We start from the raw sequence: 25058 nt of genomic DNA on the forward strand, positions 1-25058 counted from the left end.
CCCAGGCACCGCCAGTGTCCACAATTTCCATTCGCGATCGCGATCCCGTGTGTGGTCGCACAGAGTGGACACTCAGTGCAGTGGCTATCAGGGGGCCACGGCGGTCCAGAGAGTCCAACGATCCCGTTCGATCAACTCACCGGCGGCCAGGCGACCGCGTAGATACTCGACCAACTCCGCGAGTTCGACGTCGGAGAGTTCGTGCAGGATGGAGCGCCCGGTTCTGCCGGCGATTTCTGTCAGGTACTGCTCGCGATTCTCGTAGCGTCGACGGGTTTCCCAGAGTGGTTGCGTGGCTACATCGGTGAATCCTGCCCCAGCGAATGCGGCCACTACGTCGTCGACGTCGTGGCGGCGGCGGCCCTCGACCTCCGTCAACCGGGGAAACGCGTCGAAGAGATATCCGCGCGGGTTCGTAGGCGATCCTGTCAGTGTCGCGTCCTCGCTCGTCCGATCCTGGACGATCGCGATACCACCCGGCCGCAGCAGCCGGAGCGCTTCGGCCGCCACCGCGGAGGCATCGGGCAGATGATGGACCAGAGCGCGAGCGAACACGATATCTGCCAGGCCGTGGGGTAGGCCGGTGCGCTCGGCGGGTGCACACTCGAACGCAATGTCCGCGGGCGACGATCGGCGAGCGGACTCCAGGATCGGTGCACTCGAATCGACTGCTGTGACATGCGCTCCCAGCGTGCGCCATGCACGCGCATAGGTACCCCCGCCACATCCGAGATCGATGACGTGCGCGCCGACCGGATCGACGATGTCGGTGATCGCGGCACCCCAGGAAGGGTCGGCCTCGCGGCCGGAATAGGTGTCGCCGTTGGCTGGATCTTCGAAGTCGATGGGCATGTGGATCAGTACATCGAGCACGGTTGCCGGTCGCCACCATTTAGTGTGGGACTACATGCTCGCACTTCATCTCCGGGCCGCCGACCTGGCGGACACCTCGTTGACCGTCTCGCCGCTGTTCGAGACGGTCCTGAGCCTGCGCGCCTGGACCTCGCCGAATCGGCACCGTCTGCACGAGCCGTGGCGTCGACGCGTCCGGACGGCATGGCAGCAGTGTGACACCGAGATGCTGACGGCGTTGGTCTCTCCCGAGGGCAGGATCCCGGACTTTCTCGCTCCCCGTCCGCCCACCGAATCCCCGGCCTTCGACGACGAGATCGCCGTGGTCGGGGCGACACCGGCAGCGGAGATGCGACGCGATATCGCTGCCGCCTTCTCCGCTGACATTCCTGCGGTCCTCATCGGTTCGGCCCGAGCGGTGCGCACCCGTACAGTCCGGGCGCTCTCACAGTATTGGGCCACGTGCCTCGAACCCGACTGGTCCCGGATCCGAGCGGTACTGGACGGCGATGTGGACTACCGAGCACAACAGCTCTCGCACTTCGGGGCGCGAAAGATGTTCGAGCACCTCGATTCCCGAGTTCGATGGGACGACGGTGTGCTGTGGGTCGATCGGCTCGAGGACCAGGTGTGGGTCGACGTCGACGGACGTGGACTTCCACTGATTCCGTCGGTGTTCGTACACGGTGCGATCACTCAGATCAGCCCGACGCGGGCTCCGTCACTGGTGTATCCAGCCCGCGGGCGCGGCGCAGTGTGGAACATGGCACGGACAGCTCCGAAGCGAGCGCTGACCAATCTTCTCGGCACCCACCGTGCCACGATTCTCACTCTGCTCGACGCGCCCACCACCACCGGGGAAATCGCTGCCGCACTTGGTGTCTCACCCAGCGCGGCGAGCCAGCATCTTCGTGTTCTGCGCGAAGCGGCGGTGGTGCGACGCGTCAGACAGGGACGGTCGGTGCTGTACGTACGCACTCCCCTCGGGGAGGAGTTGGTCGAATGACAGGGGTAAGGCTGTCGCGAGGTTCAGCGCAACAGAGCCTTTGCCCACACTCGCAGAAATCCCTGACTCAGGTACGCCAGTGAGCCGATCGCCAGTATCCACTTGACGGTGCTGACCACGGTGGTGGCGCGAACGACGGTGTCGGTGATCTGTTCTCGGTTGTCCACCAGCATCAGTCCGACGATGTTCTCGATGTAGTCACCGGCAGCGGAGGCCACGGGTGCGACGGCCAATGCCGTCGTCGCCGCAGGGCTCAGCGGCGTCTTCGCGGCCAGGCTGCGTGCACCGGCCCTGAGTGCGATGGCATAGATCGCCGGATGCACGAAGTCGGGAAAGTAGTGGCTGCGGAATCTGGCGATCTCGGTCTCGTCCATGCTCGCGAGGATCTGCCGGTAGCGCCGCGCGGACCAGGCCGTCTGCACCTCGAGTACTTTCGGGGCCGCGGGTCCGAGCAACCGAGCGATGTTGGCTTGCGACACGACGAACAGTGACGACCACGCCAACAGCTTTCCATCGAGCACGCTGAGGGACATGAGTGCAGATTACTGCGTCAGAAACGGAAGAACGGTGGCCTCGAACGCCGAGTAACCGTCGCGATGGATGCTGTGTCCGGTGCGAAACGCTTCGACGCGGCAGGTCGAGATCTCGGTGACCATCGCGTCGAGCCGAACCGGATCGACCATGCCGCCGGGACCTCCGCGAAGCACCAACGTCGGAGCAGTGATGTCGGCCAACGACTCCCACCACTGCGGATTCGGCCGACGGAACTGCTCGAGAGCAGTGGCAGTCATCGACCGATCGAACGCGAGTACTGCACGGGGATGTAGGACAACGCTGGTTGCGGCGTGCCAGAGCTCGGTGACCGACGGCATCTTGCCGGTGAGGCTCGGCGGGGCATCCCCCGGCCGAATCGGTATCGGAAGTTCCTCGAGTACCAGACGGCGCACGAGCGGCGGGCGACGCTGTGCGACGAGCGAGACCGCATATCCGCCGAGGGAATGCCCGACGAGATCGACTTCGGTGAGCCCGAGGTGATCGATCAGAGCAAGGAGATCGCCACCGAACGAGTCGAACTCGTACGTGGGTGTGTGGGCGCTCTTACCGTGCCCGCGCAGATCGACGGTGATCACTCGGCGACCTCGAGCTGTCAGTGCTCGGGCGAAGCGATCCCAGGTTCCGCTGTCCCCGCCCATCCCGTGCACCAGCATGACCGGCACCGGTGCCGCGTTGGGGTGTTCCTGCGGGACGAACGAGCGATACGCGATATCGACGCCACCGAGGTCGACCGTCTCCGACATCATCTGCATTCACTCGAATGTAGCGGTGTCACTATTCGTAGATTCCCTCCACCCGCCACCGACCTTCGTCGAACACGAGCAGCAGGGCCCTTTCGTCGTCGAGCACCACCTGGGCCCGCGCTGTCGGACCCGTCGATGCGTTGCCACTGTCCCACCACCGCTCGTCCACCGGCCACGGCCCGGCCAATCCCGTCAGTTCCCATTCCTTGGTTCCCCAGCGCAACCGTGCCGGTGGCGCGTCGAACACACCACGGTCGGTGACGCCGATTCCCGTACCCGTCCGATTCATCAGCGTCACCATCGGACGGGTCTCTATCACTGCCGCCGGAGCAGGCTCGGGTAATCGTCCTGGCCATGGATGGGATGGATCGGACATCGGTACCAGCTCGTCGCCGAGTGGGCGCAGCGTTATCCGTTCGGCCGGCCCGCGTCCACCGCTGAGAACACCGCCCAGCACCGATTCGCCACCGAGCAGACCCTGAACGCGCACCAATGCCCGACGCGCTCTGTCGTCCTCGTCGCCGACACTGCCCCACAACCCCAGTTGCAGCTCACCGGCTGCCACCACCTCGATCGGTTCGAGCCTCAGGACAGTGATCGCGGACGTCGGCTTGTTCTCGCTGCGCCCGGTGAGCCAGCCGTCCAGTTGCCACCGCACGCGATCGGCTGTTCCCTCCGGCGTCAACGGCTCCGCGCAGCGCCAGATCCGCGACAGGTTCTCACCGTTACCGGTACTGGCATGCACCAGCAGACGAGTACACGCAACGGCAGCGGCAGCAAGCTTGGTGTGCAACTGTTCGGCAAGACCGCGCCCGGCGAATGCAGCGGCGTCGACCCGATCGATCGGCGGATCGCACCGATACTCCACATCGAGATCCGGCGGCAGCGCCCGGGCCGAGGGCGGACGCTCGGGCTCGCCCCGAGCACTGCGATGCGCCAACACCGCATCGGTACCGAACCGCGACGCGACATCGCCCGGAGACAGCGCGGCGAAGTCGCCGATGGTTCGTAGACCCAAGCGTCGCAACAGGTCCACCAACTCACCACGATCGGCAGCGGACATACTCGGTTCTGCCGAGAGTTCTGCCACCGGTAACGAAGCGAGAAAGCCGGCACCACCTCCGCGCGGTACCACCTGTGCATACCGAGCGGCGACGACCGCAGTGGACAACTCGTCGGCGATACCGATCTGGCATTCCACACCGGCAGCCGATGCCTGGTCGATCAGCCGTTCCGCAGCCCGATGCTCGGTACCGAAATACCGTCCGACACCGCGAGCGGCGAGAACCAACAGACCCGGCCGCAGCACTTCGACTCCCGGTGCGATGGCGGCGACGGCAGAGACCACGGGCTCGAACAGTCGCGCATCACGATCGGTATCGGCGAGAGCGACATGCACATCCGGGCACCGCGCCTGGGCTTCCCGACGCCGTAGTCCGCGTTTGATACCCGACGCACGTGCCGTCGCCGAGCACGCGACGACCCGATTGGCCGAGGTGACGACCACCGGATGCGTCGCAGGCAGATCGGCCTGAGCAGCTGCTGCAACAGCGGGCCAATCAGGACACCACAGCGCGAGAACACGGCTGGAACGATCGATGCTCATGTCGAGACCGCGATCGACAATGGATTCTGTTCGCGCTCCTCGGCATGCCACTCGATGCGGCCGTTCTCCGAACGCAGGTCGAGCCGAACGGTGCGGGGCCGCATCGCCTTGCCGCGCGCACACACCGACAATCGGACACCGCGGAGCCGGCCACGTCCCAGCTCCCGACCCGTACCGAGACCGTCGTAACCGTGCACCGATGCGTCCAGTCGTAGCTCTGCCCCGTCCCAGTGTCCATCGGTCACCAGCAGCGTCGAACCCTTGCTCCGTGCCCTGGCCACCACGGCTCTGGCCCGAGTGGGCGATACCGACAGACCACCGAGACCGAGCACCACGAGGTCCACGCCGTCGAGCAGGATTGCCGCCACTTCCACCGGATCGGGGCCCGGATCGGGAATCAGAGCCAGTTTGCTCAGCTGTGCGCCCATCTCCACCGCGGCGAGAACTCCGAAACGAGGCTGCCCGATGACGGCGACATGCCCACCGGCACCCGTCACTGCAGCCACCAAACCGATCAGCAGCGAGCCTGCACCGGACACCGAGGCCACCGTTCCACGCACCAGTCCACCGTGCGGCAGCACGTCGATCAGTGCAGAGGGCACCGGAAGAACGGCCCGCTGACGGACCGCACGTTTCGGCTCGGCCTCGCCGAAATCGGAACGAACGGGGTCGGGGTCCGAACTCTCGATGCGCACCGACGCCGTTTCGCCCCGGGACGGCACGGCAGCCATCCGGCTACGCAGCAACGCGACACGCTCCGGCAGCGACAACCCGTCGAGCACATCCGGCGTGACAGAAGCTCCCGATACAGTCATGTCACTCCCCTTCGCGATGTAGAAAATCGAGCCGAAACATCGGTGTTCGTCGAACGCGGGAAGTGGCGTATTCGAACACAATTTCGATCTGCACTCAGTAAAGCCGCTCGGACGGCAACTCGTCAAGGTGGTGCCGAAGCCGCTGGTGGGGGCTTCCGTTCTGCGGCTGCGGGCACACCCCGCCATCGTCAACTAACCTGTGGGCGTGACCGATCAGCAGCGTGTTCGACGAGGAGTCGGACCCGACTACCTCCTGGCCGGAAGATACCGCCTTGCCGGCAAACTCGGGGGCGGCGGAATGGGCGCAGTATGGCTCGCCACCGACACACTTCTGCACCGCCAGGTGGCCGTCAAGCAGGTCACGTCCACCACCACGCTGAGCCCTGAGCAAGCCGTCGAGGTGCGCAATCGGGCCATGCGTGAGGGTCGCATCGCTGCTCGCCTGTCCAGCCCCCACGCCATCGCGATGCACGACGTCGCTCTCGTCGACGGCGAGCCGTGGTTGGTCATGGAATACCTGTCCTCGCGCAGTCTCGCGCAGGCGCTCGGCACTACCGATTCGCTACCGCCTTTCGAGGTTGCTCAGATCGGGGCACAGATCGCCGACGCACTGACCGAGGCGCACGAGGCAGGAATCGTGCACCGCGACATCAAGCCGGGCAACATCTTGATCGCCGATCGCGGCAAGGATCTGGGCATCGTCAAGATCAGTGATTTCGGTATCTCCCGCGCCAAAGGGGACGTCGAGGAATCCGACGACAGCGTGATCACCGGCACCCCTGCATATTTCGCCCCGGAGGTTGCCCGCGGACAGGATCCCACCGCGGCCAGCGACGTGTTCTCCCTCGGCGCAACGCTGTACACCGCCATCGAAGGCAAACCTCCGTTCGACATCGATCACGATTCGATCGCACTGCTGCACCGAGTTGCCAAGGGGCAGATCATTTCTCCCACCCGCAGCGGAGATCTCACCGGTCCGCTGCTGCACATGCTCGAGCCCGATCCTGCTCGGCGTCCCACCATGGCGCAGGCCCGCGACGAGATCATCCTCGCTGCGATCAGCAAGCGCGGCACCATAGCTCAGCTACGCGGTGTACCCCTGACCTCTGCTGACGGCATAGTTCCGGCATGGGCAAGGCGCTCGACACCGGTGTCCGAATCTCGCCGTCCGTCCCGAGAATTCGGCAGCACCGTCGCAGGCCTACCCGCCGTGCAACCCGGTGAAAGCCCAGCGAATCCGGTTCCCTCCACCTACTCTCCCCCACCGTTCGACCTACCCCGCAAGAAGAAGAACCCCATCGAGAACGTGCTGATGCGGATCGAAGATGCCGTGGGCGATCGGACGACGATTCCGTCGCCGGTCATCCTCGCTGCACTGATCCTCGCCGTCGTGATCGTTCTGATTCTGGTGATCGGCCTTCTGCTGTAGTCGAGCCCTCAACGCGACTCGTGCACGATGATCGCAATCTGAACCCTGTTGCTGCACTCCAGCTTCGTCAGGATCCGTGACACGTAGGTCTTCACCGTTGCCACACTCATGTACAACTCCGCGCTGATCTCCGCGTTGGACTTTCCCGATCCGACGGCAACTGCCACCTCACGTTCTCGATCGGTGAGAGAATCGAGTACCGCTCGCGCTCGCGCCGTGGCGGAGTCGTGTGATCGAGCGTCCTGCTCGCGCCAGTGGGCAACCAAGCGTCCGACGGCCGTCGGCGACAACATCGACTCCCCGGTTCCGACGCGATGCACCGCGTCGATGATGTCGCGCGGTGGCGTGTCCTTGAGCAAGAACCCGTTGGCCCCCGCCCGCAGAGCACGCAGCAGATATTCGTCGGTGTCGAACGTGGTCAATACCACGATTGCCCCTGAAAAACCCTCTGCTCGAAGCATTTCGGTGGCAGCCAGACCGTCCATGACGGGCATCCGAACATCCATCAGAACCACGTCGGGAGACAACGCGTGCACTGCCTCGATACCGCCGCGACCGTCGGACGCCTCACCGACCACTGCGATACCCGGATCCGAACTCAGAATGAGCGACAAACCGGCCCGGACCAACGCGTCGTCGTCGACCAGCAACACCTCGAGTGTCTTGCCCGCTTCGGGACCATCGGTCAGTTCGGGCACGGTAGCCATGCTTCCAGACGGTAGACCACGCCGACGCTGCTTCGGGCGATGCCGTACTCGATTCGCCCTCCCGCCAACTCGACTCGCTCGGTGAGGCCGATCATTCCCGATCGAGAACCCGGTACTGTCGCGAATCCCCCTGTGCCGATGCTGTTTTCCAGCCACACTCGAATCTCGTTGTCGACCTGGGTAATTCCACATCGCACCGGCAACCCCGGCGCATGCTTTCTGGCATTGGTCAGGCCCTCCTGAATCACACGGTGAACGGTGCGAGAGGCAGAGGCAGGCAGCGAGAGGTTCACAGGCATCTCGTCGACGAACGTCACCTGTGTACCGGCTTTCTCCGAATCCTCGATCAGCACAGCAATATCGTTTACACCCGGTTGTGGACGCGGCACGTTCACGTCGCCCGATCGAAGTACTCCCAGTATCTCCCGCAAATCCTCCAGGGCCCCGTGCGCATTGGATCTGATGGTCGACGCGAGCGCTTCGACTTCCCGCGCACCGACATCCGGCCGGACCTCGAGCGCACCCGCGTGGAGACTGACCAACGAGATCCGATGCGCAAGAGCGTCGTGCATCTCCCGCGCGATCCGCTCACGTTCGAGCCCGCGAACGGTCTCGGCCCGCAGGTTCGACTCCGACTCGGCCCGCTCGGCCCGCTCACGTAGCGAATCGATCACCTCGCGACGCGACTTGACGACGATGCCCCATGCCGCCGGGATGCTCAGAAAGGCAAGACTGGTCATCGCGATGTACAGAATCGACTGTTCGACCCATACGGTCGTCCAGATCACCGATGCCAGCAGGTGCAGAACCACCACCGCAGTGGTGACTCGCCACGACTTTCGGGACGCCACGGTGAAGACGGCCACCAGTTCGGCACCGCCCACTGCATCGGTGAGAACAGCGCACACGGCCAGCGCTACCGCGATCTCGATCGGCCACCGGCGACGCCACCACAGCAACACGGCACCGAGCACCCCCACGACGATCGATACGACCGTTCGGGTGGTGGTCATCCCCTCGGTTCCGGCGGCTACCGACAACACCAACAACAGGGCGAACACGATGGCGGCGACGTCCCATGCGCGGTCTCGATGCTTTCGCAACAGGGTCATGATCCGACCGTCATGATCGAACCAGGGGACGCCAGTACTGACTGGTCTTCTTGTCGCGCACTACTACACCGAGTCTGTCGAGCTCCGAACGCAATTCGCGCGCATCGGAACCCGCCTTCTTCTTCAGCGCCATGTCCCGAGCTTTGAGCACCGCATTCACCTCCGGTGCCAGGCCTGGCGTCTCGGGCACCCACAGGTGATAGAGATCCTCGTAGGGATCACCGGGCGCAACCGAGTAACCCCGCTGCTCGAATGCCGCCTCGATCGCCTCACGCTTCTCCTCGCTCGGTACTCGCACCAACTGACGCGAGGCTGCGTCGAGCAACACCAGGTCCTTACCGTCGACGAACACGGTACCCACCTGCGATCTGGACACCGTGGCGGTCTCGCCCTTCTCTGTGATGCGTACGTGCACCTCCGATACCGCCACCCGCGCAGTGTCGTAGAACGCGGCAGCCACCAGCGCCAACCCGAGCAGAACCCCCACCGCGATACAGACGTACCGCACCCACCACTGTGACCACGACGCGATCAACTCCAACGGACCCTGGAACGGTATCCAGGTGAGCGACGCTCCCCACTCCGCCACGTACGGCACCGCGAATCCCAGCAGTCCGCCCATCAGCATTGCCCCGGCGATCAGCAGAATTCGATCACCACGAGAGAACCACAGCACCGCCGGTGGCGTCTCCCCGAGCATCTTGTCGTCCATACCGTCGACGGTATCGAGTGTGGGAGCTCGTACCCAGTCATCGAAAGTCGACACTTCGCCGACTTTCGACGACAGGAAGCACTCGATCAGCCACGAACCGGCATCACCAGCGTCGTCAGAGCGCCGTCGAGCGCGGAGCGCACCAGCATCGGGTGATCCGGTGCAGCGATGTCGAGCATCAGGTCGGGTCCGACAGCCGAGGCGACGGCCGCCTGCAGGACGGCCGCGTCGAAGAACACCACGCTTTCCGATCCGGTCACCTGCGCGGGAACCGGAACGCCATCGACCGAGACGCCGTCCGGCCCGGCGGTCATGCGAATGGTGCCGCCGTCGAGCGGAACGAAATCGCGTCGAAGTACAACCCTCGTCACGGTCGGAGCCAAACCGTCCATGATCGCCCGCCAGTCGGGGAACTCGCCGTCGACCGGATCCACCTCGGCCCGAGCACCGTTGGAGTCGATCACCATCGCGTCGTCGGTTGCCGTCAGCACGAGGGTGCCGGTTGCGGTCACCGTCCCGAGTGAGCCGACCGCTGCGATTCGAGACCACGGGGTGCCTGCCGAACACTGCGCCACGAGACTGCGGGTGGAGAGTCGATACCGATCCGTCGCAGTGAGAGTGACGGTGCCGCCGTCCACCTCGATCAGGACGCCTCGCAACACCGGGAAATCGTCACTCGTCCCGGCTGCCGACGAGACCTGCTCCACTGCGGAGGCAAATTCTGCGGCAGATACCGTTGCCGTGCAGTACTTTTCGTCGAACAGCCGGCGGATCGACACCGCAGCCTCGGCTGCCGCGCGCGCATTCGCGGCAAGCTCCTCGACGTGTCGATCCACGATCTCGACCGCCGCGGCTCCGTTGCCGTCGAGGGCGGCGGTCACCTTGTCGAGTGGCATCCCGATCTCGCGCAGTTGTCGAATGATGTTGGCCCGCTTCGACTGTGCACGAGTGTAGTAGCGATAGCCGGACTTCGAGTCGATGGACGCCGGGACGAGCAATCCACAGTCGTCGTAGAAGCGCAGGGCACTCGGGGTCAGCCCGCTCGAGCGAGCGAACACACCGATGGTCAGGAATTCTTCGTCCGAATCAGTCATGGTGAAATCCTGAGGCTTCGGGTTGGTCGAAGGTCAAGCGTGACGCCGACGGTTAGTCGATTCGACGCTTGTGCGCCCATCGCGTGAGTGCGTTCCTGTTGGACTGCTGGGTCTTTCGGAGAACATTCGATGCATGAGTCTCGACGGTCTTGACGGAGATGAACAGATCCTCGGCGATCTCGCGATAGGTGTATCCGCGCGCCAGCAACCGCAGCACCTCCAGTTCACGGGGCGTCAGCGAATCCAGTTCCGGATCCAGCGGGGGCTCCGGGGCAGCACTACGACCGGTGAACGAATCGAGGACGAACCCTGCCAGACGCGGGCTGAAAACCGCGTCTCCCCCGGCGACGCGTCGAACACCGTCGGCGAGCTCCGCACCGGAGATGGTCTTGGTCACGTACCCCCTCGCCCCGGCGCGGATGACGGCAATGACGTCCTCGGCCGCGTCGGACACACTCAGCGCCAGGCACACCGGCCCCTCGGCGATGCGATTCAGCACGGCCACGCCACCGCCGTCGGGCATGTGCACGTCGAGCAACACCACATCGGGTTTCGTCGAGTCGATACCCGATACCGCCTCGGCGACGCCTCCCGCTTCACCGACCACCTCGATGTCCGCCTCCCGGCCGAGTTCGGCTCGCACGCCCGACCGGAAGACCGCGTGATCGTCGACCAGGAAAACTCGAAACGGGTCGGTCACGTCGGCTGCTCCTGCTGGTTGGATTCGGGCGATTCAGTGGTCACAGTACTGCCGTTGCGGGGCATGAAGATGCGTACCTCGGTGCCCTTGCCGACGGTCGACCGTACCTGCACGGTGCCGCCGCGGCGCTCGACACGACCCCTGATGGACTTCGCCAGGCCCTGCCGGTCCTCGGGTACCTCGGTTTCGTCGAACCCGGTTCCGCGGTCGCGGACGAAGATACTGACCTGCTCCGCTTCGGTTTCGGCGAACAGGTCGACGTTGGTCTCACCGGAATGCTTGGCCGCGTTGACCAGTGCCTCGCGTGTGGCACCGAGAAGCGCGGTGAAACTTTCCCTGGACAGGCCGGATTCGACGTCGTCGGGCAGAAGATGTACGTCTCCGACGGTGATGGGCCTGACGGTCACACCGTGCTGATCCTCGACCTCACCGGAGATGGTCTTCAGGGCGTCGGCCAAGCTCGAGTTGTCGGTGTCGCCGCCGTCGAACAGCCATCTGCGTAGCTCCCGCTCCTGCCCGCGCGCCAACCGCATCACCTCCTGCGGCCGATCGGACTGCTTCTGGATCAAGGCGAGTGTCTGCAGCACCGAGTCGTGCAAATGCGAGGCAATCTCCTCACGTTCGTCGTTACGTATACGCGCAGACCGCTCGGCACCGAGCGCACGCCACGTACGCAGCCAGATGGGAACCGTCAACAGGCCCACGCCGACGAGGGTGACCACCACCGCCAGCAGCGACGAACGCAGTGCGGCCAAATCGACGCGGGCAAGGACCACCACCCCCAGCCCGAGGACGATCAATGTCGCTCCGCCGACGACCCGCGCCCAGCTCAGCACGGTCGGATGCTTGGGCAGTCCCAAAGCCGTGCGCGGACCCTCGACGTCGAACTCGCGCCACACCAGCGCTGCACCGACCACCACGACGATGATCGGCACGATGACCGATGCGGCAGTACCACTGAGGAGCCAGGCGAGCCCCACCGCGAGGCCGAGACCGATGGCAGCCAACCCCAGCGCACGCTGACGTTCGGCGGCACTCGGGTGTGCCGTGTCGTCGCCGGCGGGCGTGAACATCCAGATCAGGCCGTAGGCGGCGATTCCGGCACCGGCCGAGGCCGCGAGCAGCGCGAACGCCACCCGAATCTTGAAGACGTCGACGCCGAGATGGTCGGCCAGACCCCCGGCGACGCCGCCGACGATGCGTCCGCCGCCGCGTCGTCGATAAGGGTCAGGAGCAGAGCGTGCAGGAGCGACAGGAAAAGCAGGAGCTGGGGGAATCGAGGTGACAGGGGCGACCGGCGCGTCGCCGGCTACGGATGGTGCGTTGCGGGCGGCGTCAACGGGTGGATTGTCGACAGGGTGCACGCATCGATCCTGACACGGACGAGGCGACTGTCGCATCAGGGTTCGCCCTGATGTTTCGAGCCTTCGCCGACGTTCGATCACGCTCGGGGTCGATATCAGGGGTATCCCTGATGTGTTTCTCGATCGGGGACGCCACGATGGTTGTCATGAGCAACGTGACCGTCTCGGATCAAATTCAGCAGATGTGGCGAACCCGTCCGCACCGATTGCCGCAACGCGGACATGTGGCGGGTGTCGCGGCCGGTATCGGCTATCGCTACGACGTGGATCCTGTTCTGATTCGGGTCGCGTTCGTCGTGTCCACCCTGTTCGGCGGCACCGGCATCGTGCTGTATCTGGCGGCGTGGTTGGTACTCAGCCGAGCCGGTGACACTGCGTCGGGCGCAGAGTCACTCGTCGGCCGCGGCACCAGTTCCGACTCGACGACCAAGATGGTCGTCGTCGCGGTGGCGTTGGTGATCGCGGTGTCGACGATAGGCCCGGTAGGTGTCGGGCTCGGAGGTTCGGGGCTCATCTCGCTGTTGGCCATGCTCGGTGGCCTGTGGTTGCTGCATCAGCGTTGCCCCGAGCCGCCGCCGTACATGCGGACGGAAGAGTTCTCCCGAAACTACTACGCCCCCAAGCCTTTCGGCTCGTACAGTACGTCAGCGGAGCAGTGGACGGCTGCGCAGTATCGGCCGCCGCAGTTTCAGCAGGAGCACTACAGCCCGTACACGACGTTGCCGACCAGTTACGTTCCGACGCCGAAAGCAGCCGATAGCTCCGATGCTGCAGACTCCGGTGCAGACCACACCGTGAATCTGAACAAGCAGAGGCCGGCCGAAACGCCGACGGTGACTCCCCCGTCGTGGGATCCGCTCGGGGTGGCTCCGTTCGCCTGGGATCTCCCCGAACCGGCACCGGCATTCCCACCGGCGGCGATCGAGCGTAAGCACCGATCACGTTGGACAGCAAGCTTTCTCGGCCTTGCACTGCTCGGAGCTGCCGTCACCGCCGCGGTCGGAGCCGCGTCCGGCGGGGACTGGGCCACAGCGGGACGCGTCGGAGCCGTCGCGTTGGCGATCATCTCGGCCGGGCTGATCCTCGGAGCCTTCCTCCGCAAGGGCTACGGGCTGTTGGTGGTCGCGGCACCCCTGGCCGGATTCGTCGTCCTGGCATCGGCGGTCGGGCCGGTGGACCTTGGCAACGGTGCGTCGGGAACCCAACGGGTCGTTCCGTTGACCATTGCCGACCTCGCTCCAACGTACGACGTCGGTCTCGGTGAGCTAGATCTCGATCTCACCGGCCTCGACCTGACCGAGAACGACAGGGTGAAGATCGATGTGGCGCTGGGCAATGCGACGGTCACCGTGCCCGATTCGATGAACGTCACCGTGGAGTGCGAGGCGGCGCTGGGTTCGTGCCCCACCGAAACACGGTTCGGCCCGGCAACGAGCCCCGATGACCCAGTCTTGACGATTGTGGGAGATGTGGCATTCGGCGAATTGAAGGTGCAGAAGTGAAGAAGAACAACGCCGACAGCATCGGCCACGACTACGGCGACAGCGATTCCGACACCGAGGCGCAGAACTCGAACCGCCGCGGACCGTCGGCGCTGCTGTTGCTTGCCGGACTGGCCGCCATGGTCGTCTCGGTCGCAGCAATCATCGGACAGGATGCGATCGTTGCCCTGGGCGACGTGCAATTTCGCTGGGTCTTCGTGATCGCTGCGGTCGCCGTCGGAGTCGCTCTTCTATTGGGCCCCAGCAGAAGAAGCTGACGCGCTCACTCCCACTCGATGGTGCCCGGCGGCTTGCTCGTCACGTCGAGAACGACTCGGTTGACCTCCGGAACCTCGTTGGTCACCCGAGTCGAAATCGTTTCCAGCACGTCGTAGGGCAGTCGGGTCCAGTCCGCAGTCATAGCGTCCTCGCTCGACACCGGACGCAGCACGATCGGATGACCGTAGGTGCGACCGTCGCCCTGCACTCCGACACTGCGGACGTCCGCCAGCAGCACCACCGGGCACTGCCAGATCTGCTGATCCAAGCCGGCAACCGTAAGTTCTTCTCGGACAATGGAATCCGCATGACGCAATGTGGCCAGCCGATCCGCAGTGATCTCTCCGACGATACGAATGGCCAGTCCGGGTCCGGGGAAAGGTTGTCTTCCGACGATGTCCTCGGGCAGTCCCAGTTCACGCCCGACGGCACGAACCTCGTCCTTGAACAACGCTCGCAACGGCTCGACCAGGGCGAACTGCAGATCGTCCGGCAAACCGCCCACATTGTGATGGCTCTTGATGTTGGCGGTTCCCGAACCACCACCGGACTCCACGACATCCGGGTAGAGCGTGCCCTGCACCAGGAACTCGACGGAGTCACCGTGCTCGGCGTTCTCACCCAGCACCTCGGTGACGGCACCCTCGAAACTACGGATGAACTCGCGGCCGATGATCTTGCGCTTCTCCTCCGGATCGGAGACGCCCTCGAGCGCACCGAGGAAGGTGTCGACTGCATCGACGGTGACGAGCTTGGCACCGGTGGCAGCCACGAAATCCTGCTGAACCTGCTCGCGCTCGCCGGCGCGCAGCAATCCATGGTCGACGAAAACACAGGTCAACCGGTCGCCGATTGCGCGCTGCACGAGAGCTGCCGCCACCGCGGAGTCGACTCCTCCGGACAGACCACAGATGGCCTTACCCGTAGGACCGACCTGCTCCTGAACTGCCTCGATCAGAGCGTCGGCGATATTGGCCGCTGTCCAGTCCGGAGCGATGCCTGCCGTCTCGTGCAGGAACCGACTCAGTACCTGCTGCCCGTGCGGGGAGTGCAGAACCTCGGGGTGATACTGCACTCCGGCCATCCGCTTGGCCTCGTTCTCGAAGGCCGCAACCGGTGCCCCGGCGCTGGTGGCAGTGACGGTGAAGCCCTCCGGGGGCGCAGTGACCGCGTCGCCGTGGCTCATCCACACCGGCTGGGTCGCAGGCAAACCGTCGTGCAGACGACCGCCGTCCACGCTGAGCTGGGTGCGACCGTACTCCCGCGTTCCGGTGTGCTCGACGGTTCCGCCGAGGGCCTGAGCCATGGCCTGGAATCCGTAGCAGATTCCGAACACGGGGATGCCGAGGTCGAGGAGCGTCGAGTCCAGTTCGGGTGCCCCGTCGGCGTAGACGCTCGACGGTCCACCGGAGAGCACCAGCGCGACCGGATCCTTTGCCGCGATCTCCTCGGCGGTGGCGGTATGCGAGATCACCTCGGAGTACACGTTGGCCTCACGCACACGGCGGGCGATCAACTGCGCGTACTGGGCACCGAAGTCGACGACGAGAACCGGGCGTGCGTGTGCGGGATCGTGTGCAGTGGAGTCGGTCACCGGGTCAGTCTAGTGGGACCGCTGTGGTGCTTACGCAACACCCGAATGCTCGACGTGCAGCGCCGCGGAGCCTGACCTGATCTCGACGATAGGCAATCTCAGTCCACCCGGAGCGTCCACCGGAACGACAGGCGAATTGGGGGCGATGGGATCGAGCCGCTGATACGGAAGCCCCTGTGCCGGACGAAGATCCAGCTCGCCCTTGTTCGGCCACAGTGCGGCGGACCGCTCGGCCTGCGCGCTGATGGTCAGTGACGGGTTCACCCCGAGGTTTGCCGACACGGCCGCCCCGTCCACCACGCTCAGCGTCGGGTATCCGTGGACGCGGTGGTACGGATCGATGACGCCGTGCGCCGAATCCGACGCGATGGCGCAGCCGCCGAGGAAGTGTGCGGTGAGCGGGATGTTGAACAGTTCTCCCCAGGTGCCGCCTGCGACGCCGCCGATCTTCTTGGCGATGCGCCGGGTGGCGTCGTTGCCCTCGGGGATCCACGTCGGATTCGGCTCCCCGTGGCCCTGCCTGCTGGAGATCTTGCGGCCGAACGGCCCACGCTTGGTGAACGTGGTGATCGAGTTGTCCAGGTTCTGCATCACCAGCGCGATGATGGTGCGCTCGCTCCAGTGCCGGACGTTGACCACACGGACGAACTGAATCGGATGCGCGATCATCGCGAACACGAACTTGAGCCACCGCGGAATCTTGCCTCCGCCGTCGGTCATCAGGGTCTGCAGCATGCCCATCGCGTTCGAGCCCTTGCCGTAGCGGCACGGCTCGATGTGCGTGTTGGGGCTGGGGTGGAACGAGGACGTGATAGCGACTCCGCGCGTCAGGTCCATGTTCGGATCGACCGCCAGCTTGGCCGCTCCGACGATCGACTCGGAGTTGGTGCGAGTCAGTTCGCCGAGCGTGTCCGACAGTTTGGGCAGCGCGCCCGTGTCTTTCATCTTGTGCAGCAGATTCTGGGTGCCCCAGGTGCCCGCGGCCAACACGACATTGGCCGCGCTGTAGGTCTTCTTGCCCTTGCGGAGCCGAGCACCGGTGCGCTCGGTGTCGACGTCCCAGGTGCCGTCGGATCGGGGGCGAAGGCCGGACACCGTCGTCATCGGCACGATCTCGGCTCCCGCGCGCTCGGCCAAGCCGAGGTAGTTCTTCAACAGGGTGTTCTTGGCACCGTGGCGACACCCCGTCATGCACTCACCGCATTCGATGCATCCGGTGCGCTCGGGGCCGGCACCACCGAAGTACGGGTCCGGAACGGTCTTGCCGGGTTCGTCACCGAAGAACACGCCCACCGGTGTCTGGATGAAAGTGTCGGCGACACCCATGTCCTCGGCGACCGACTTCATCACCTCGTCAGCAGGGGTCATGTGTGGATTGCGCACCACGCCGAGCATGCGGGTGGCCTGGTCGTAGAACGGAGAGAGCTCACTGCTCCAGTCGGTGATGTGCGCCCACTGCTTGTCCTCGAAGAACGGTGCCTGAGGCTTGTAGAGGGTGTTCGCGTAGTTCAGTGATCCACCGCCCACTCCGGCACCGGCGAGGATGAGGCAATCGCGCAACAGGTGCACGCGCTGGATTCCGTACAGGCCCAGCTTCGGTGCCCACAGGAAGCGCTTGAGATCCCAGCTGTTCTTCGCGAAGTCCTTGTCCTCGAAGCGTTGCCCGGCTTCCAGGATTCCGACGCGGTATCCCTTCTCCACCAGCCTCAGCGCAGTGACACTTCCGCCGAAGCCCGAACCGACGATCAGAACGTCGTAATCCGTGGCGCGAACAGCTGAACCCATGGTGACCTCCGCTACATCCGTTGCTGTCGAACAGTATGCACACCCCCATGTGACTACCGCCACAACCAATTCTAGCTGTTACGAGAGGTATCACCAACTCAGGGTCGGCTCAGGTGGACGACAAGCAACAGAAAGGGCGCGCACCCCGGTGTGAAAGGAGTGCGCGCCCTGCTGGAAAAGACTTGATCAGGCCCTGACGTTCAGGCCCACCTTCTGGAATTCCTTGAGATCGGAGTATCCCGACTTCGCCATCGACCGACGCAGTCCGCCGACCAGGTTGATCGAGCCGTACGACTCGCGCGACGGCCCGTGCAGCACCTGATCGAGGCTCGGACGCTCCCCCGCCGACATCGGCAGCAACGCACCACGCGGCATCGACGGATGCGCCGCCGCCGACGGCCAGTACCAGCCGCCACCGGGAGCCTCCGCGGCGACGGCCAACGGGGCTCCCAGAACCGCAGCGTCGGCTCCGCAGGCGATGGCCTTGGCCAACGCACCGGAGGTGGTGATGTCGCCGTCGGCGATGACGTGCACGTACCGCCCGCCGGTCTCGTCCAGGTAGTCCCGACGCGCGGCTGCCGCGTCGGCGATCGCGGTGGCCATCGGAACACCGATGCCGAGCACCTCACCGGTGGTCGTGCCGCCTTCGACGGAGCCGTAGCCGACGATGACACCCGCCGCACCCGTGCGCATCAGGTGCAGCGCAGTGCGGTGATCGCTGACGCCACCGGCGATGACGGGGACGTCCAGTTCGGCGATGAACGTCTTGAGGTTGAGCGGCTCCTCGTCGCCGTGCGCCACGTGCTCGGCGGAGATGATGGTGCCCTGGATGACCAACAGATCCAGGCCGGCGGCGACCAGAGCGGGTGTCAACGCACGTGCGTTCTGCGGACTCACCCGCACCGCCACGGTGACCCCGGAATCGCGGACCTGGCCGACTGCGGCCGACAGCAGATCGGGCTGCAGCGGCGCGGCATGCAACTCCTGCAGAAATGCGATGGGCGCATCGGGATCGAGATCGGTCTCGGCGATATGGATCAGCTGATCCAACTTGGCCTGTACGTCCGCATGGCGGGCCCAGAGGCCCTCACCGTTGACGACTCCGAGTCCACCCTGGCGACCCAGCTCGATCGCGAACGCGGGCGAGACCAGGGCATCGGTCGGATGGGCGAGCACCGGGATGTCGAAGCGGTACGCGTCGAGTTGCCACGCCGTAGACACCTCCTTCGACGACCGAGTACGACGGGACGGCACGATGTCCACGTCGTCCAGCTGGTAGGTGCGGCGGGCTTCTCTGCCCATGCCGATTTCAACGAGGTCGCGCACGCGCGCACCTTTCTACTTCGAGAGCGAATCGAGTCGGCCGAGTGAGGCCGAATCGACTATCGGGTGGTGTAGTTCGGGGCCTCTGCGGTCATCGTGATGTCGTGCGGATGGCTCTCCTTGAGCCCGGCCGCGGTGATCTGCACGAACTGAGCCTTCTGCAGGTCTTCGATCGAGTTGGACCCGGTGTAGCCCATCGCAGCTCGCAGACCACCGGTGAGCTGGTGAATGACCTGATTCAACGGTCCGCGATACGGGACACGGCCTTCGATGCCCTCGGGCACCAACTTGTCCTCGGCCAGCACGTCGTCCTGGAAGTAACGGTCCTTGGAGAACGACTTCGCTCCCCCACGCCCCTGCATGGCACCGAGTGAACCCATGCCGCGGTAGCTCTTGAACTGCTTGCCGCCCACCAGAATCAGCTCTCCGGGGGACTCGGCCGTTCCGGCCAGCAACGATCCGAGCATGGCGGTCGATGCACCTGCAGCGAGTGCCTTCGCAATATCACCGGAGAACTGCATACCGCCGTCGGCGATGACCGGCACACCGTGCGGCTTGCACGCGGCAACGGCTTCGAGGATGGCGGTGATCTGCGGAGCGCCGACACCTGCGACCACTCGGGTGGTGCAGATGGATCCCGGCCCGACGCCGACCTTGACCGCATCCGCGCCGGCCTCGACGAGAGCGAGTGCACCTGCACGGGTGGCGACGTTTCCGCCGACGACCTGAACCCGATCGCCCACCTCGGCCTTGAGTTTGCTGACCATCTCCAGCACCTGCGAATTGTGGCCGTGCGCGGTGTCGACGATGACGACGTCGACACCGGCATCGGTCAGGGCCATCGAACGAGCCCACGCGTCCTGTCCGACGCCCACCGCGGCACCGACGAGCAATCGGCCGTCACGGTCCTTGGTGGCGTTGGGATGCTGCTCGGTCTTGACGAAGTCCTTGACCGTGATGAGGCCGGTCAGTGCGCCTTTGCCGTCTACGATCGGAAGCTTCTCGATCTTGTGGCGGCGCAGCAGGCCGAGGGCGGCCTCAGCGGTGACGCCCTCCTGCGCGGTGATGAGCGGAGCCTTGGTCATCACATCGGCGACGCGGCGGTTCTGGTCCACCTCGAAGCGCATGTCGCGGTTGGTGATGATGCCGACGAGCGCGCCGGTCTCGTCGGTGACGGGCAATCCCGAGATGCGGAAGCGCGCGCACATGGCGTCGACCTCGGCCAACGAATCGGTGGGCTTGCACGTGACCGGATCGGTGACCATGCCCGCTTCGGAGCGCTTGACGGTTTCCACCTGAGACGCCTGATCCTGCAGCGACAGGTTGCGGTGCAGCACGCCCATGCCGCCGGCGCGGGCCATGGCGATCGCCATCCGCGCTTCGGTGACGGTGTCCATGGCGGAGCTGACCAACGGCACCCGCAATCGGATCTCGCGGGTGATCTGACTGGAGGTGTCGACCGAGCTGGGAATCAGATCCGAAGCGGCCGGCAGCAGCAGGACGTCGTCGAACGTGAGGCCGAGCATCGCGACCTTGGTGGGATCGTCGCCGCCTGTGCGGACGTGGGCTCCGGGACTACTCATGCGAATCTGGCCCTCCCTAGAGCCTGGTTGCACTTCGGCGCGGCGTGCGGCCGGTGAGAGCTCGCAGGCGCACCGCAATGCGGGATTGGAGAACGGATGGAGTTTCGGCACTTGCACTCATCTGTTCAGCGCCGTGAACCATGGTATCGGCTAGGGCACAACCAGTGCGAATGCCTCCCACTACGGCCTGCCCGAGGCCCGGAAATCTCGGCCCTCGGCACCAGTGCGCGGCATTCACGTCCGGCATGTCGCTTTCGAACGGCTGGCGCAGACCCACCAGTCCTGCGTACCGTGGAGGCGTGCGCGATCAACTGCCTCCCGGTTTACCCCCGGACCCCTTCGCCGGAGACCCAGCCGACCCGTCGGCCGCCCTCGACGCCATCGAGCCTGGCCAGCCCCTGGACCCTCAGGAGCGACTCGCCGTCGAGGAAGACCTGGCGGACCTTGCTGTCTACGAAGCACTGCTCGGCCATCGCGGCATCCGCGGTCTGGTCGTGTGCTGCGAGGACTGCCAGCAGGACCACTACCACGACTGGGACATGCTCCGCGCGAACCTGTTGCAGCTCTTGGTCGACGGCACCGTACGACCGCACGAGCCGGCCTACGACCCTGTTCCCGACGCGTACGTCACCTGGGACTACTGCCGCGGTTTCGCGGATGCATCGATGAACGACGCCCTTCACGGCGACGGTTTCGACAGCTGAGTTACGGCCCGACCTCCGCAAGACGAAGAAGCCCGACACGATGATCGTGTCGGGCTTCTTCGTTGGCCCGGACGGATGGTACCGTCCGGTTTTCGCTCAGCTTCCGCCGGACGGAACCGACATACGATCGCGGTTCTCGGACGAACTGCCACCGGCGGTAGCCGTCGGTTGATTCGGGTCGAGAAGGACCGTCGGTGTGACGTCGGTCGTCGTCGGAGTCGGACTCGTCGTGACAGGCGGATTGTTCGGTGTGGTCGTTTCCGGACTCGGTGTGATCGGTACCGCGCTGGTGTCCGGCGTGATCGGATCCACCGGAGCCTGCGGAGCGACGAGGTCGGGGCTGGGTGCAGGAGCAGGCACGGTCGGCACGGGTGCCGGTGGTACCGGCGCAGGCAAGGTCAATGCCTGCAACTCCTGCAGCAGACGCGCCAGCCACTGGTCCAGCTCGGCGCGCTGGGAATCGTCGAGCACAGCAGAGGTGCGGTTCGATGCACCGTCGAGCAGAGCCCGAGCGGCATCGGCATCACCCGACGACAGGAGGGTTTCGGCCTCCTGCAGCTTGGACGTGGTATCGATCTGCGCCACAGTCGAATCGGCTTGCTCGGAGAACACGACGGACTTGACGCTCCACAGCGGATCGTCCGGCGTCGAGTTGTAGGAGATGACCACGAGGCCACCCATCACCACGGCGATCGCTGCGGCGGCACCGGCGATGGGACGCAGCAAACGCATCCGTCCACCACGATTCGCCGAGCTCCTCCGCGCCATGTCGGCGGCGAGCTTCTCGCGTTCCACCGAGGCCACGACCACGTCGAAGGAGGGGCCGGCGGGCATCGCCGGCGACACCACGTCTGCTCGCCAGTTGGCGAGTAGAAGGGCGAGTTGATACTCGTCTGCGTCATCGGTAGCAATCGGTCCGTCACCACTGATCGCGTCGATGAACGCATCGTCACGACGTACGGCGACGAGGTCCACGGGACCACCGTCTGCACCGATGTCGGCATAGGGATCGTTCTGCTTCGGTCCAGTGGGGTTCACGTGCTCACCGATTCGCGAGATTCCGCGACGCGGGGTCTCACCGGAGCCACCGTGACCAATGTCCCTAGCCATACATTTCACCTGCTCTCACAACTTCGTTCTTCAGTTTTGCGATAGCTCGGTGCTGAGCCACGCGGATAGCGCCTGCAGTGCTGCCGACTGCCGCAGCTGTTTCCTCGGCCGACAATCCGACGATGAGTCGGAGCACCAGAATTTCTCGGTGCTTGGCGGGCAAGGTGTCCAGCAGTGCAGTCATCTGACGACTCGACTCGGATTCGAGAGCACGTTGCTCCGGTCCGTGTTCCATCGACACGACATCTGGTACTTCGGCGGCCGGGTCCGATTTGTTACGCGAGGCGCTGCGATGGGCATCGGCGACCTTGTGAGCCGCGATGCCGTACACGAATGCCATGAACGGACGACCTTGGTCCTGGTAACGCGGCAAGGCGGTCATGACTGCCAAACAGACCTCCTGCGCCACATCGTCGGCCGATAGCTGACCGCGCTCAGCCGATCCGACTCGTGCCCGGCAATACCGGACGACAAGTGGTCGGATGAACTCCAAGACCCGGGACAGAGCCAGTCGATCGCCTTGCGCTGCGGCAACGACGAAAGAGTCCAACTCCTCACCCGCTGTGTTCATCGTCGACAATTTTCCCCGCGTTACAGGTACGCACCCGCCTGGGAGCGCTTCCACGTGGTGGTGGAACGTGACCAAGGATAGCGACACCACCCCGAACCAACCGAACCACTCGGTCCGTCTTCGACCGCGGTCCTGGTCAGTCGATCGACGAACCACCCAGACGATCGATCGCCGAAGCGAGATCGGCAGAGGTCATCATCTCCGCGTCGGCGATTCCGGTTCCTTCGCAGAGCATCGTCGCGGCCCAGCACAGGGGCAGCAGGCCGTGCATCGCCGCAGCGCTGGCCACCTGGACCGCCGAATCGTGTGCGCGGGTGGTCTGCCCTACGCAACTCAGTGCGGCCGCCAAGACCAGGTCCGTCTTGATGCTGTGGCGTAACGAATCGGCATCGTTGGCGAGAGCTCGCGCGGATTCGGCGTGTCGGACGGCCGTCGGGCCATCGCCTCGCACCATCGCCAGTTCGGCAGACACCCACGCAGCTCGCAGAGCCGGACGCCACAGCCGATCGCCGTTCGGCCCCTGCCGATGCCCCTCGCTGCGCGCGAGAAGGGTTTGCGCCAACCCGAACCGCCCCGTGCCGAGCGCATCGGCGGCGAGGCCGATCAACGCATCGCTGCGGGCTTCTACCGTGTCCCTCGATCGCGAAGGTCCCACGAGACCGACGAGAAACACCGCTCTGCCGTCGAAGCGACGAGCCCGATCGTGCCTACCCAGTTGACGCAGCCATGACGCTCTGGTCGACGCGTGCAGCGACTCGAGTTCCAGGCTGTCCGGTCTGTATCGCCGCAGCTCGACGTCCGCCGCGCCGTATCGACCTTGCCCGGCCAACGCCACACTGCGGTACCAGCTCTCGCGGGGACCGGTCGCCGCAGGGAGCGGAAAACGGCCGGGGTCCGGACCGAAAGCGACGTCGAGGAGGTCGGAGGGCGTCACGGCTGACCGCGAGATCTGCTCTGGTGGCACGACGCAAGGGTATGGCCTTTGTGCTGCGCAGAGAACCACTCGGTGTGGCGAGAATTCGTACTCGATCTCAGCACCGGATGCGGGCTCTCCATTCCGTGCACGAATTGCAGTTTTCAAGGAATTAACAATGTAAATAAGACCGTTCAGGAAACGGCAATCTGAACGCTGTGTAGCGAATAGGTTAAGCGCTGCACCGAAACGGTGAACCGTGCCGGGAAACCTCGGCGGTCGTTGTCGGACGGGTCGGCCCTGAACACGAAGTTCCAGAGGCCGACACCGCACGCCGCGGGCAGTGCCGCTCCCACCGAGCCGACCAGCCGGCACCGAACGAACCCCTGGAGCCTTCGCAGGGCCCTGAACAGCGAGAACATGGACGAACGCCAGGAGAATCGACCGCACGAAGCCGCACTTTCGGCCATTGATTCCCAGCGTCGACGGGACCGATGCCGAGCCGTGCTCTACCTATCGTCTCCCGTGTTCGCGGATTCTTCAACAGGAGCGGCACGCACGCGGTGAGGTCCAAGTAAATATCGCCCGTGTTAATTCTTGGCACCATAACTATGCATTTGCCCACGACGAAGAACTATTGACTGGATTTCGTCGACCCACATAACGTTGTCGGCATTCGGATCACGAATCCGAGAAGCCACACCACCCTAGGAGTTTTCATGCCGCAGCCGAATCACCTCCCTGGGCCGAACGCCGACATTTGGGATTGGCAGATGCACGGCCTGTGCCGTGGGGTCGACTCGTCCATGTTCTTCCACCCGGACGGCGAGCGAGGCCGCGCACGAGCACAGCGCGAGATGCGCGCCAAGGAAATGTGCCGCAGCTGCCCCGTCCTCGCGCAGTGCCGCACGCACGCTCTCAACGTCAGTGAGCCGTACGGCATCTGGGGCGGAATGTCCGAAACCGAGCGAGAACTGCACGCCCGGCACAACCGTCGCCGTATCGCGGTCTAGTCGACGC

The 25058-nt window shown here is 64.9% G+C and carries 24 protein-coding genes; 6 read left to right on the forward strand and 18 right to left on the reverse strand.

All coding sequences use genetic code 11. The annotated features are described in order from the left end of the window. Window positions 1-87: 87 nt before the first annotated feature. Complete coding sequence (locus CH286_RS00565; RefSeq protein WP_032404703.1) at window positions 88-852, reverse strand: class I SAM-dependent methyltransferase; 765 nt, start codon at window positions 850-852, stop codon at window positions 88-90. A gap of 55 nt (window positions 853-907) precedes the next feature. On the opposite strand from CH286_RS00565, the gene CH286_RS00570 reads away from it, so the two are divergent. Next, window positions 908-1858: an ArsR/SmtB family transcription factor gene (locus CH286_RS00570; protein ID WP_176458089.1), complete on the forward strand. Its 951-nt coding sequence runs from the start codon at window positions 908-910 to the stop codon at window positions 1856-1858. A gap of 23 nt (window positions 1859-1881) precedes the next feature. Here CH286_RS00570 and CH286_RS00575 read toward each other — a convergent pair whose 3' ends face one another. From CH286_RS00575 to CH286_RS00590, 4 genes are read right to left on the reverse strand one after another with little or no spacing between them, the layout of a single operon-like run. After that, entirely contained in the window at window positions 1882-2391 is a 510-nt protein-coding gene (locus tag CH286_RS00575; protein WP_032404702.1) for a hypothetical protein, read from the reverse strand. A 9-nt stretch (window positions 2392-2400) separates the two neighbouring features. Then, window positions 2401-3165 carry an alpha/beta fold hydrolase gene (locus tag CH286_RS00580; RefSeq protein WP_032404701.1) on the reverse strand — a complete coding sequence of 255 codons (765 nt, stop codon included), beginning with the start codon at window positions 3163-3165 and terminating at the stop codon, window positions 2401-2403. A 22-nt stretch (window positions 3166-3187) separates the two neighbouring features. Continuing rightward, the gene (locus CH286_RS00585) at window positions 3188-4762 is read right to left on the reverse strand and encodes a DNA polymerase Y family protein (RefSeq protein WP_094608052.1); all 1575 of its coding nucleotides are present in this window, start codon (window positions 4760-4762) and stop codon (window positions 3188-3190) included. Next, window positions 4759-5577, reverse strand: a complete 819-nt coding sequence (locus tag CH286_RS00590; protein ID WP_032404699.1) for a hypothetical protein — start codon at window positions 5575-5577, stop codon at window positions 4759-4761. Before CH286_RS00590 ends, CH286_RS00585 begins: the two co-directional genes overlap by 4 nt. 205 nt (window positions 5578-5782) lie before the next feature. Here CH286_RS00590 and CH286_RS00595 point away from each other — a divergent pair, with 205 nt between their 5' ends. Continuing rightward, the gene (locus tag CH286_RS00595) at window positions 5783-7006 is read left to right on the forward strand and encodes a serine/threonine-protein kinase (RefSeq protein ID WP_230592600.1); all 1224 of its coding nucleotides are present in this window, start codon (window positions 5783-5785) and stop codon (window positions 7004-7006) included. Between the two features lie 8 nt (window positions 7007-7014). Here the strand turns inward: CH286_RS00595 and CH286_RS00600 are convergent, their stop codons facing one another. Genes CH286_RS00600 through CH286_RS00625 form a run of 6 tightly spaced genes read right to left on the reverse strand, consistent with a single transcriptional unit; the run spans window position 7015 to window position 12695 of the window. Further along, a complete protein-coding gene (locus CH286_RS00600; protein WP_052077838.1) occupies window positions 7015-7713 on the reverse strand; it encodes a response regulator in 699 nt (232 codons plus the stop codon). Continuing rightward, window positions 7692-8825, reverse strand: coding sequence for a sensor histidine kinase (locus tag CH286_RS00605; RefSeq protein WP_094608053.1), 1134 nt, complete (start codon window positions 8823-8825; stop codon window positions 7692-7694). Before CH286_RS00605 ends, CH286_RS00600 begins: the two co-directional genes overlap by 22 nt. Before the next feature lie 10 nt (window positions 8826-8835). Next, a complete protein-coding gene (locus CH286_RS00610) occupies window positions 8836-9591 on the reverse strand; it encodes a YqeB family protein (protein ID WP_094608054.1) in 756 nt (251 codons plus the stop codon). 32 nt (window positions 9592-9623) lie between these two features. Next, the gene (locus CH286_RS00615) at window positions 9624-10631 is read right to left on the reverse strand and encodes a MerR family transcriptional regulator (RefSeq protein WP_094608055.1); all 1008 of its coding nucleotides are present in this window, start codon (window positions 10629-10631) and stop codon (window positions 9624-9626) included. 52 nt (window positions 10632-10683) lie between these two features. Then, on the reverse strand, window positions 10684-11331 hold the full coding sequence (locus tag CH286_RS00620; protein ID WP_032404695.1) for a response regulator: 648 nt from the start codon (window positions 11329-11331) through the stop codon (window positions 10684-10686). Next, entirely contained in the window at window positions 11328-12695 is a 1368-nt protein-coding gene (locus CH286_RS00625) for a sensor histidine kinase (RefSeq protein ID WP_441347098.1), read from the reverse strand. The genes CH286_RS00620 and CH286_RS00625 overlap by 4 nt, the downstream gene beginning before the upstream one ends. A 146-nt stretch (window positions 12696-12841) precedes the next feature. Here CH286_RS00625 and CH286_RS00630 point away from each other — a divergent pair, with 146 nt between their 5' ends. Together CH286_RS00630 and CH286_RS00635 are read left to right on the forward strand one after the other, a co-directional pair. Continuing rightward, window positions 12842-14197 carry a PspC domain-containing protein gene (locus CH286_RS00630; RefSeq protein ID WP_255182527.1) on the forward strand — a complete coding sequence of 452 codons (1356 nt, stop codon included), beginning with the start codon at window positions 12842-12844 and terminating at the stop codon, window positions 14195-14197. Continuing rightward, window positions 14194-14454 carry a hypothetical protein gene (locus CH286_RS00635; protein WP_230592599.1) on the forward strand — a complete coding sequence of 87 codons (261 nt, stop codon included), beginning with the start codon at window positions 14194-14196 and terminating at the stop codon, window positions 14452-14454. Before CH286_RS00630 ends, CH286_RS00635 begins: the two co-directional genes overlap by 4 nt. A 5-nt stretch (window positions 14455-14459) precedes the next feature. Here the strand turns inward: CH286_RS00635 and guaA are convergent, their stop codons facing one another. From guaA to guaB, 4 genes are all read right to left on the reverse strand, one after another. Further along, on the reverse strand, window positions 14460-16049 hold the full coding sequence (gene guaA / locus CH286_RS00640; RefSeq protein ID WP_094608057.1) for a glutamine-hydrolyzing GMP synthase: 1590 nt from the start codon (window positions 16047-16049) through the stop codon (window positions 14460-14462). Window positions 16050-16079: 30 nt separating this feature from the next. Continuing rightward, on the reverse strand, window positions 16080-17834 hold the full coding sequence (locus CH286_RS00645; protein ID WP_032376743.1) for an FAD-dependent oxidoreductase: 1755 nt from the start codon (window positions 17832-17834) through the stop codon (window positions 16080-16082). A 186-nt stretch (window positions 17835-18020) separates the two neighbouring features. Beyond that, window positions 18021-19160 (reverse strand): GuaB3 family IMP dehydrogenase-related protein, encoded by a 1140-nt coding sequence (locus CH286_RS00650; protein WP_032376742.1) that lies wholly within the window; start codon window positions 19158-19160, stop codon window positions 18021-18023. Window positions 19161-19216: 56 nt separating this feature from the next. After that, entirely contained in the window at window positions 19217-20740 is a 1524-nt protein-coding gene (gene guaB / locus CH286_RS00655) for an IMP dehydrogenase (RefSeq protein WP_032376741.1), read from the reverse strand. Between the two features lie 299 nt (window positions 20741-21039). Between guaB and CH286_RS00660 the strand changes: the two genes are divergently transcribed. Further along, window positions 21040-21444: a DUF5319 domain-containing protein gene (locus CH286_RS00660; protein ID WP_032378069.1), complete on the forward strand. Its 405-nt coding sequence runs from the start codon at window positions 21040-21042 to the stop codon at window positions 21442-21444. Between the two features lie 96 nt (window positions 21445-21540). Here CH286_RS00660 and CH286_RS00665 read toward each other — a convergent pair whose 3' ends face one another. The 3 genes from CH286_RS00665 to CH286_RS00675 form a co-directional block, all read right to left on the reverse strand. Continuing rightward, the gene (locus tag CH286_RS00665; protein WP_094608058.1) at window positions 21541-22554 is read right to left on the reverse strand and encodes an anti-sigma-D factor RsdA; all 1014 of its coding nucleotides are present in this window, start codon (window positions 22552-22554) and stop codon (window positions 21541-21543) included. Continuing rightward, window positions 22547-23125 carry a sigma-70 family RNA polymerase sigma factor gene (locus CH286_RS00670; RefSeq protein WP_032376740.1) on the reverse strand — a complete coding sequence of 193 codons (579 nt, stop codon included), beginning with the start codon at window positions 23123-23125 and terminating at the stop codon, window positions 22547-22549. The genes CH286_RS00665 and CH286_RS00670 overlap by 8 nt, the downstream gene beginning before the upstream one ends. A gap of 136 nt (window positions 23126-23261) precedes the next feature. Continuing rightward, window positions 23262-24089: a hypothetical protein gene (locus tag CH286_RS00675; RefSeq protein ID WP_141215761.1), complete on the reverse strand. Its 828-nt coding sequence runs from the start codon at window positions 24087-24089 to the stop codon at window positions 23262-23264. A 668-nt stretch (window positions 24090-24757) separates the two neighbouring features. Between CH286_RS00675 and CH286_RS00685 the strand changes: the two genes are divergently transcribed. Next, window positions 24758-25051: a WhiB family transcriptional regulator gene (locus CH286_RS00685; protein ID WP_027496361.1), complete on the forward strand. Its 294-nt coding sequence runs from the start codon at window positions 24758-24760 to the stop codon at window positions 25049-25051. Window positions 25052-25058 lie beyond the last annotated feature (7 nt).

Origin of the sequence: Rhodococcus sp. WWJCD1 (genome assembly GCF_002258735.1) — a bacterium.
Taxonomy (GTDB): domain Bacteria; phylum Actinomycetota; class Actinomycetes; order Mycobacteriales; family Mycobacteriaceae; genus Rhodococcoides.

Bases quoted from the DNA above. Each gene is read 5' to 3' on its own strand.
- CH286_RS00630 (WP_255182527.1), top strand. From the start codon at position 12,842: ATGAGCAACGTGACCGTCTCGGATCAAATTCAGCAGATGTGGCGAACC.
- CH286_RS00580 (WP_032404701.1), bottom strand. From the start codon at position 3,165: ATGCAGATGATGTCGGAGACGGTCGACCTCGGTGGCGTCGATATCGCG.
- CH286_RS00570 (WP_176458089.1), top strand. From the start codon at position 908: ATGCTCGCACTTCATCTCCGGGCCGCCGACCTGGCGGACACCTCGTTG.
- CH286_RS00575 (WP_032404702.1), bottom strand. From the start codon at position 2,391: ATGTCCCTCAGCGTGCTCGATGGAAAGCTGTTGGCGTGGTCGTCACTG.
- CH286_RS00615 (WP_094608055.1), bottom strand. From the start codon at position 10,631: ATGACTGATTCGGACGAAGAATTCCTGACCATCGGTGTGTTCGCTCGC.
- CH286_RS00565 (WP_032404703.1), bottom strand. From the start codon at position 852: ATGCCCATCGACTTCGAAGATCCAGCCAACGGCGACACCTATTCCGGC.
- CH286_RS00670 (WP_032376740.1), bottom strand. From the start codon at position 23,125: ATGAACACAGCGGGTGAGGAGTTGGACTCTTTCGTCGTTGCCGCAGCG.
- CH286_RS00585 (WP_094608052.1), bottom strand. From the start codon at position 4,762: ATGAGCATCGATCGTTCCAGCCGTGTTCTCGCGCTGTGGTGTCCTGAT.
- CH286_RS00590 (WP_032404699.1), bottom strand. From the start codon at position 5,577: ATGACTGTATCGGGAGCTTCTGTCACGCCGGATGTGCTCGACGGGTTG.
- CH286_RS00685 (WP_027496361.1), top strand. From the start codon at position 24,758: ATGCCGCAGCCGAATCACCTCCCTGGGCCGAACGCCGACATTTGGGAT.
- CH286_RS00600 (WP_052077838.1), bottom strand. From the start codon at position 7,713: ATGGCTACCGTGCCCGAACTGACCGATGGTCCCGAAGCGGGCAAGACA.
- CH286_RS00605 (WP_094608053.1), bottom strand. From the start codon at position 8,825: ATGACCCTGTTGCGAAAGCATCGAGACCGCGCATGGGACGTCGCCGCC.
- CH286_RS00645 (WP_032376743.1), bottom strand. From the start codon at position 17,834: ATGGGTTCAGCTGTTCGCGCCACGGATTACGACGTTCTGATCGTCGGT.
- guaB (WP_032376741.1), bottom strand. From the start codon at position 20,740: ATGAGTAGTCCCGGAGCCCACGTCCGCACAGGCGGCGACGATCCCACC.
- CH286_RS00665 (WP_094608058.1), bottom strand. From the start codon at position 22,554: ATGGCTAGGGACATTGGTCACGGTGGCTCCGGTGAGACCCCGCGTCGC.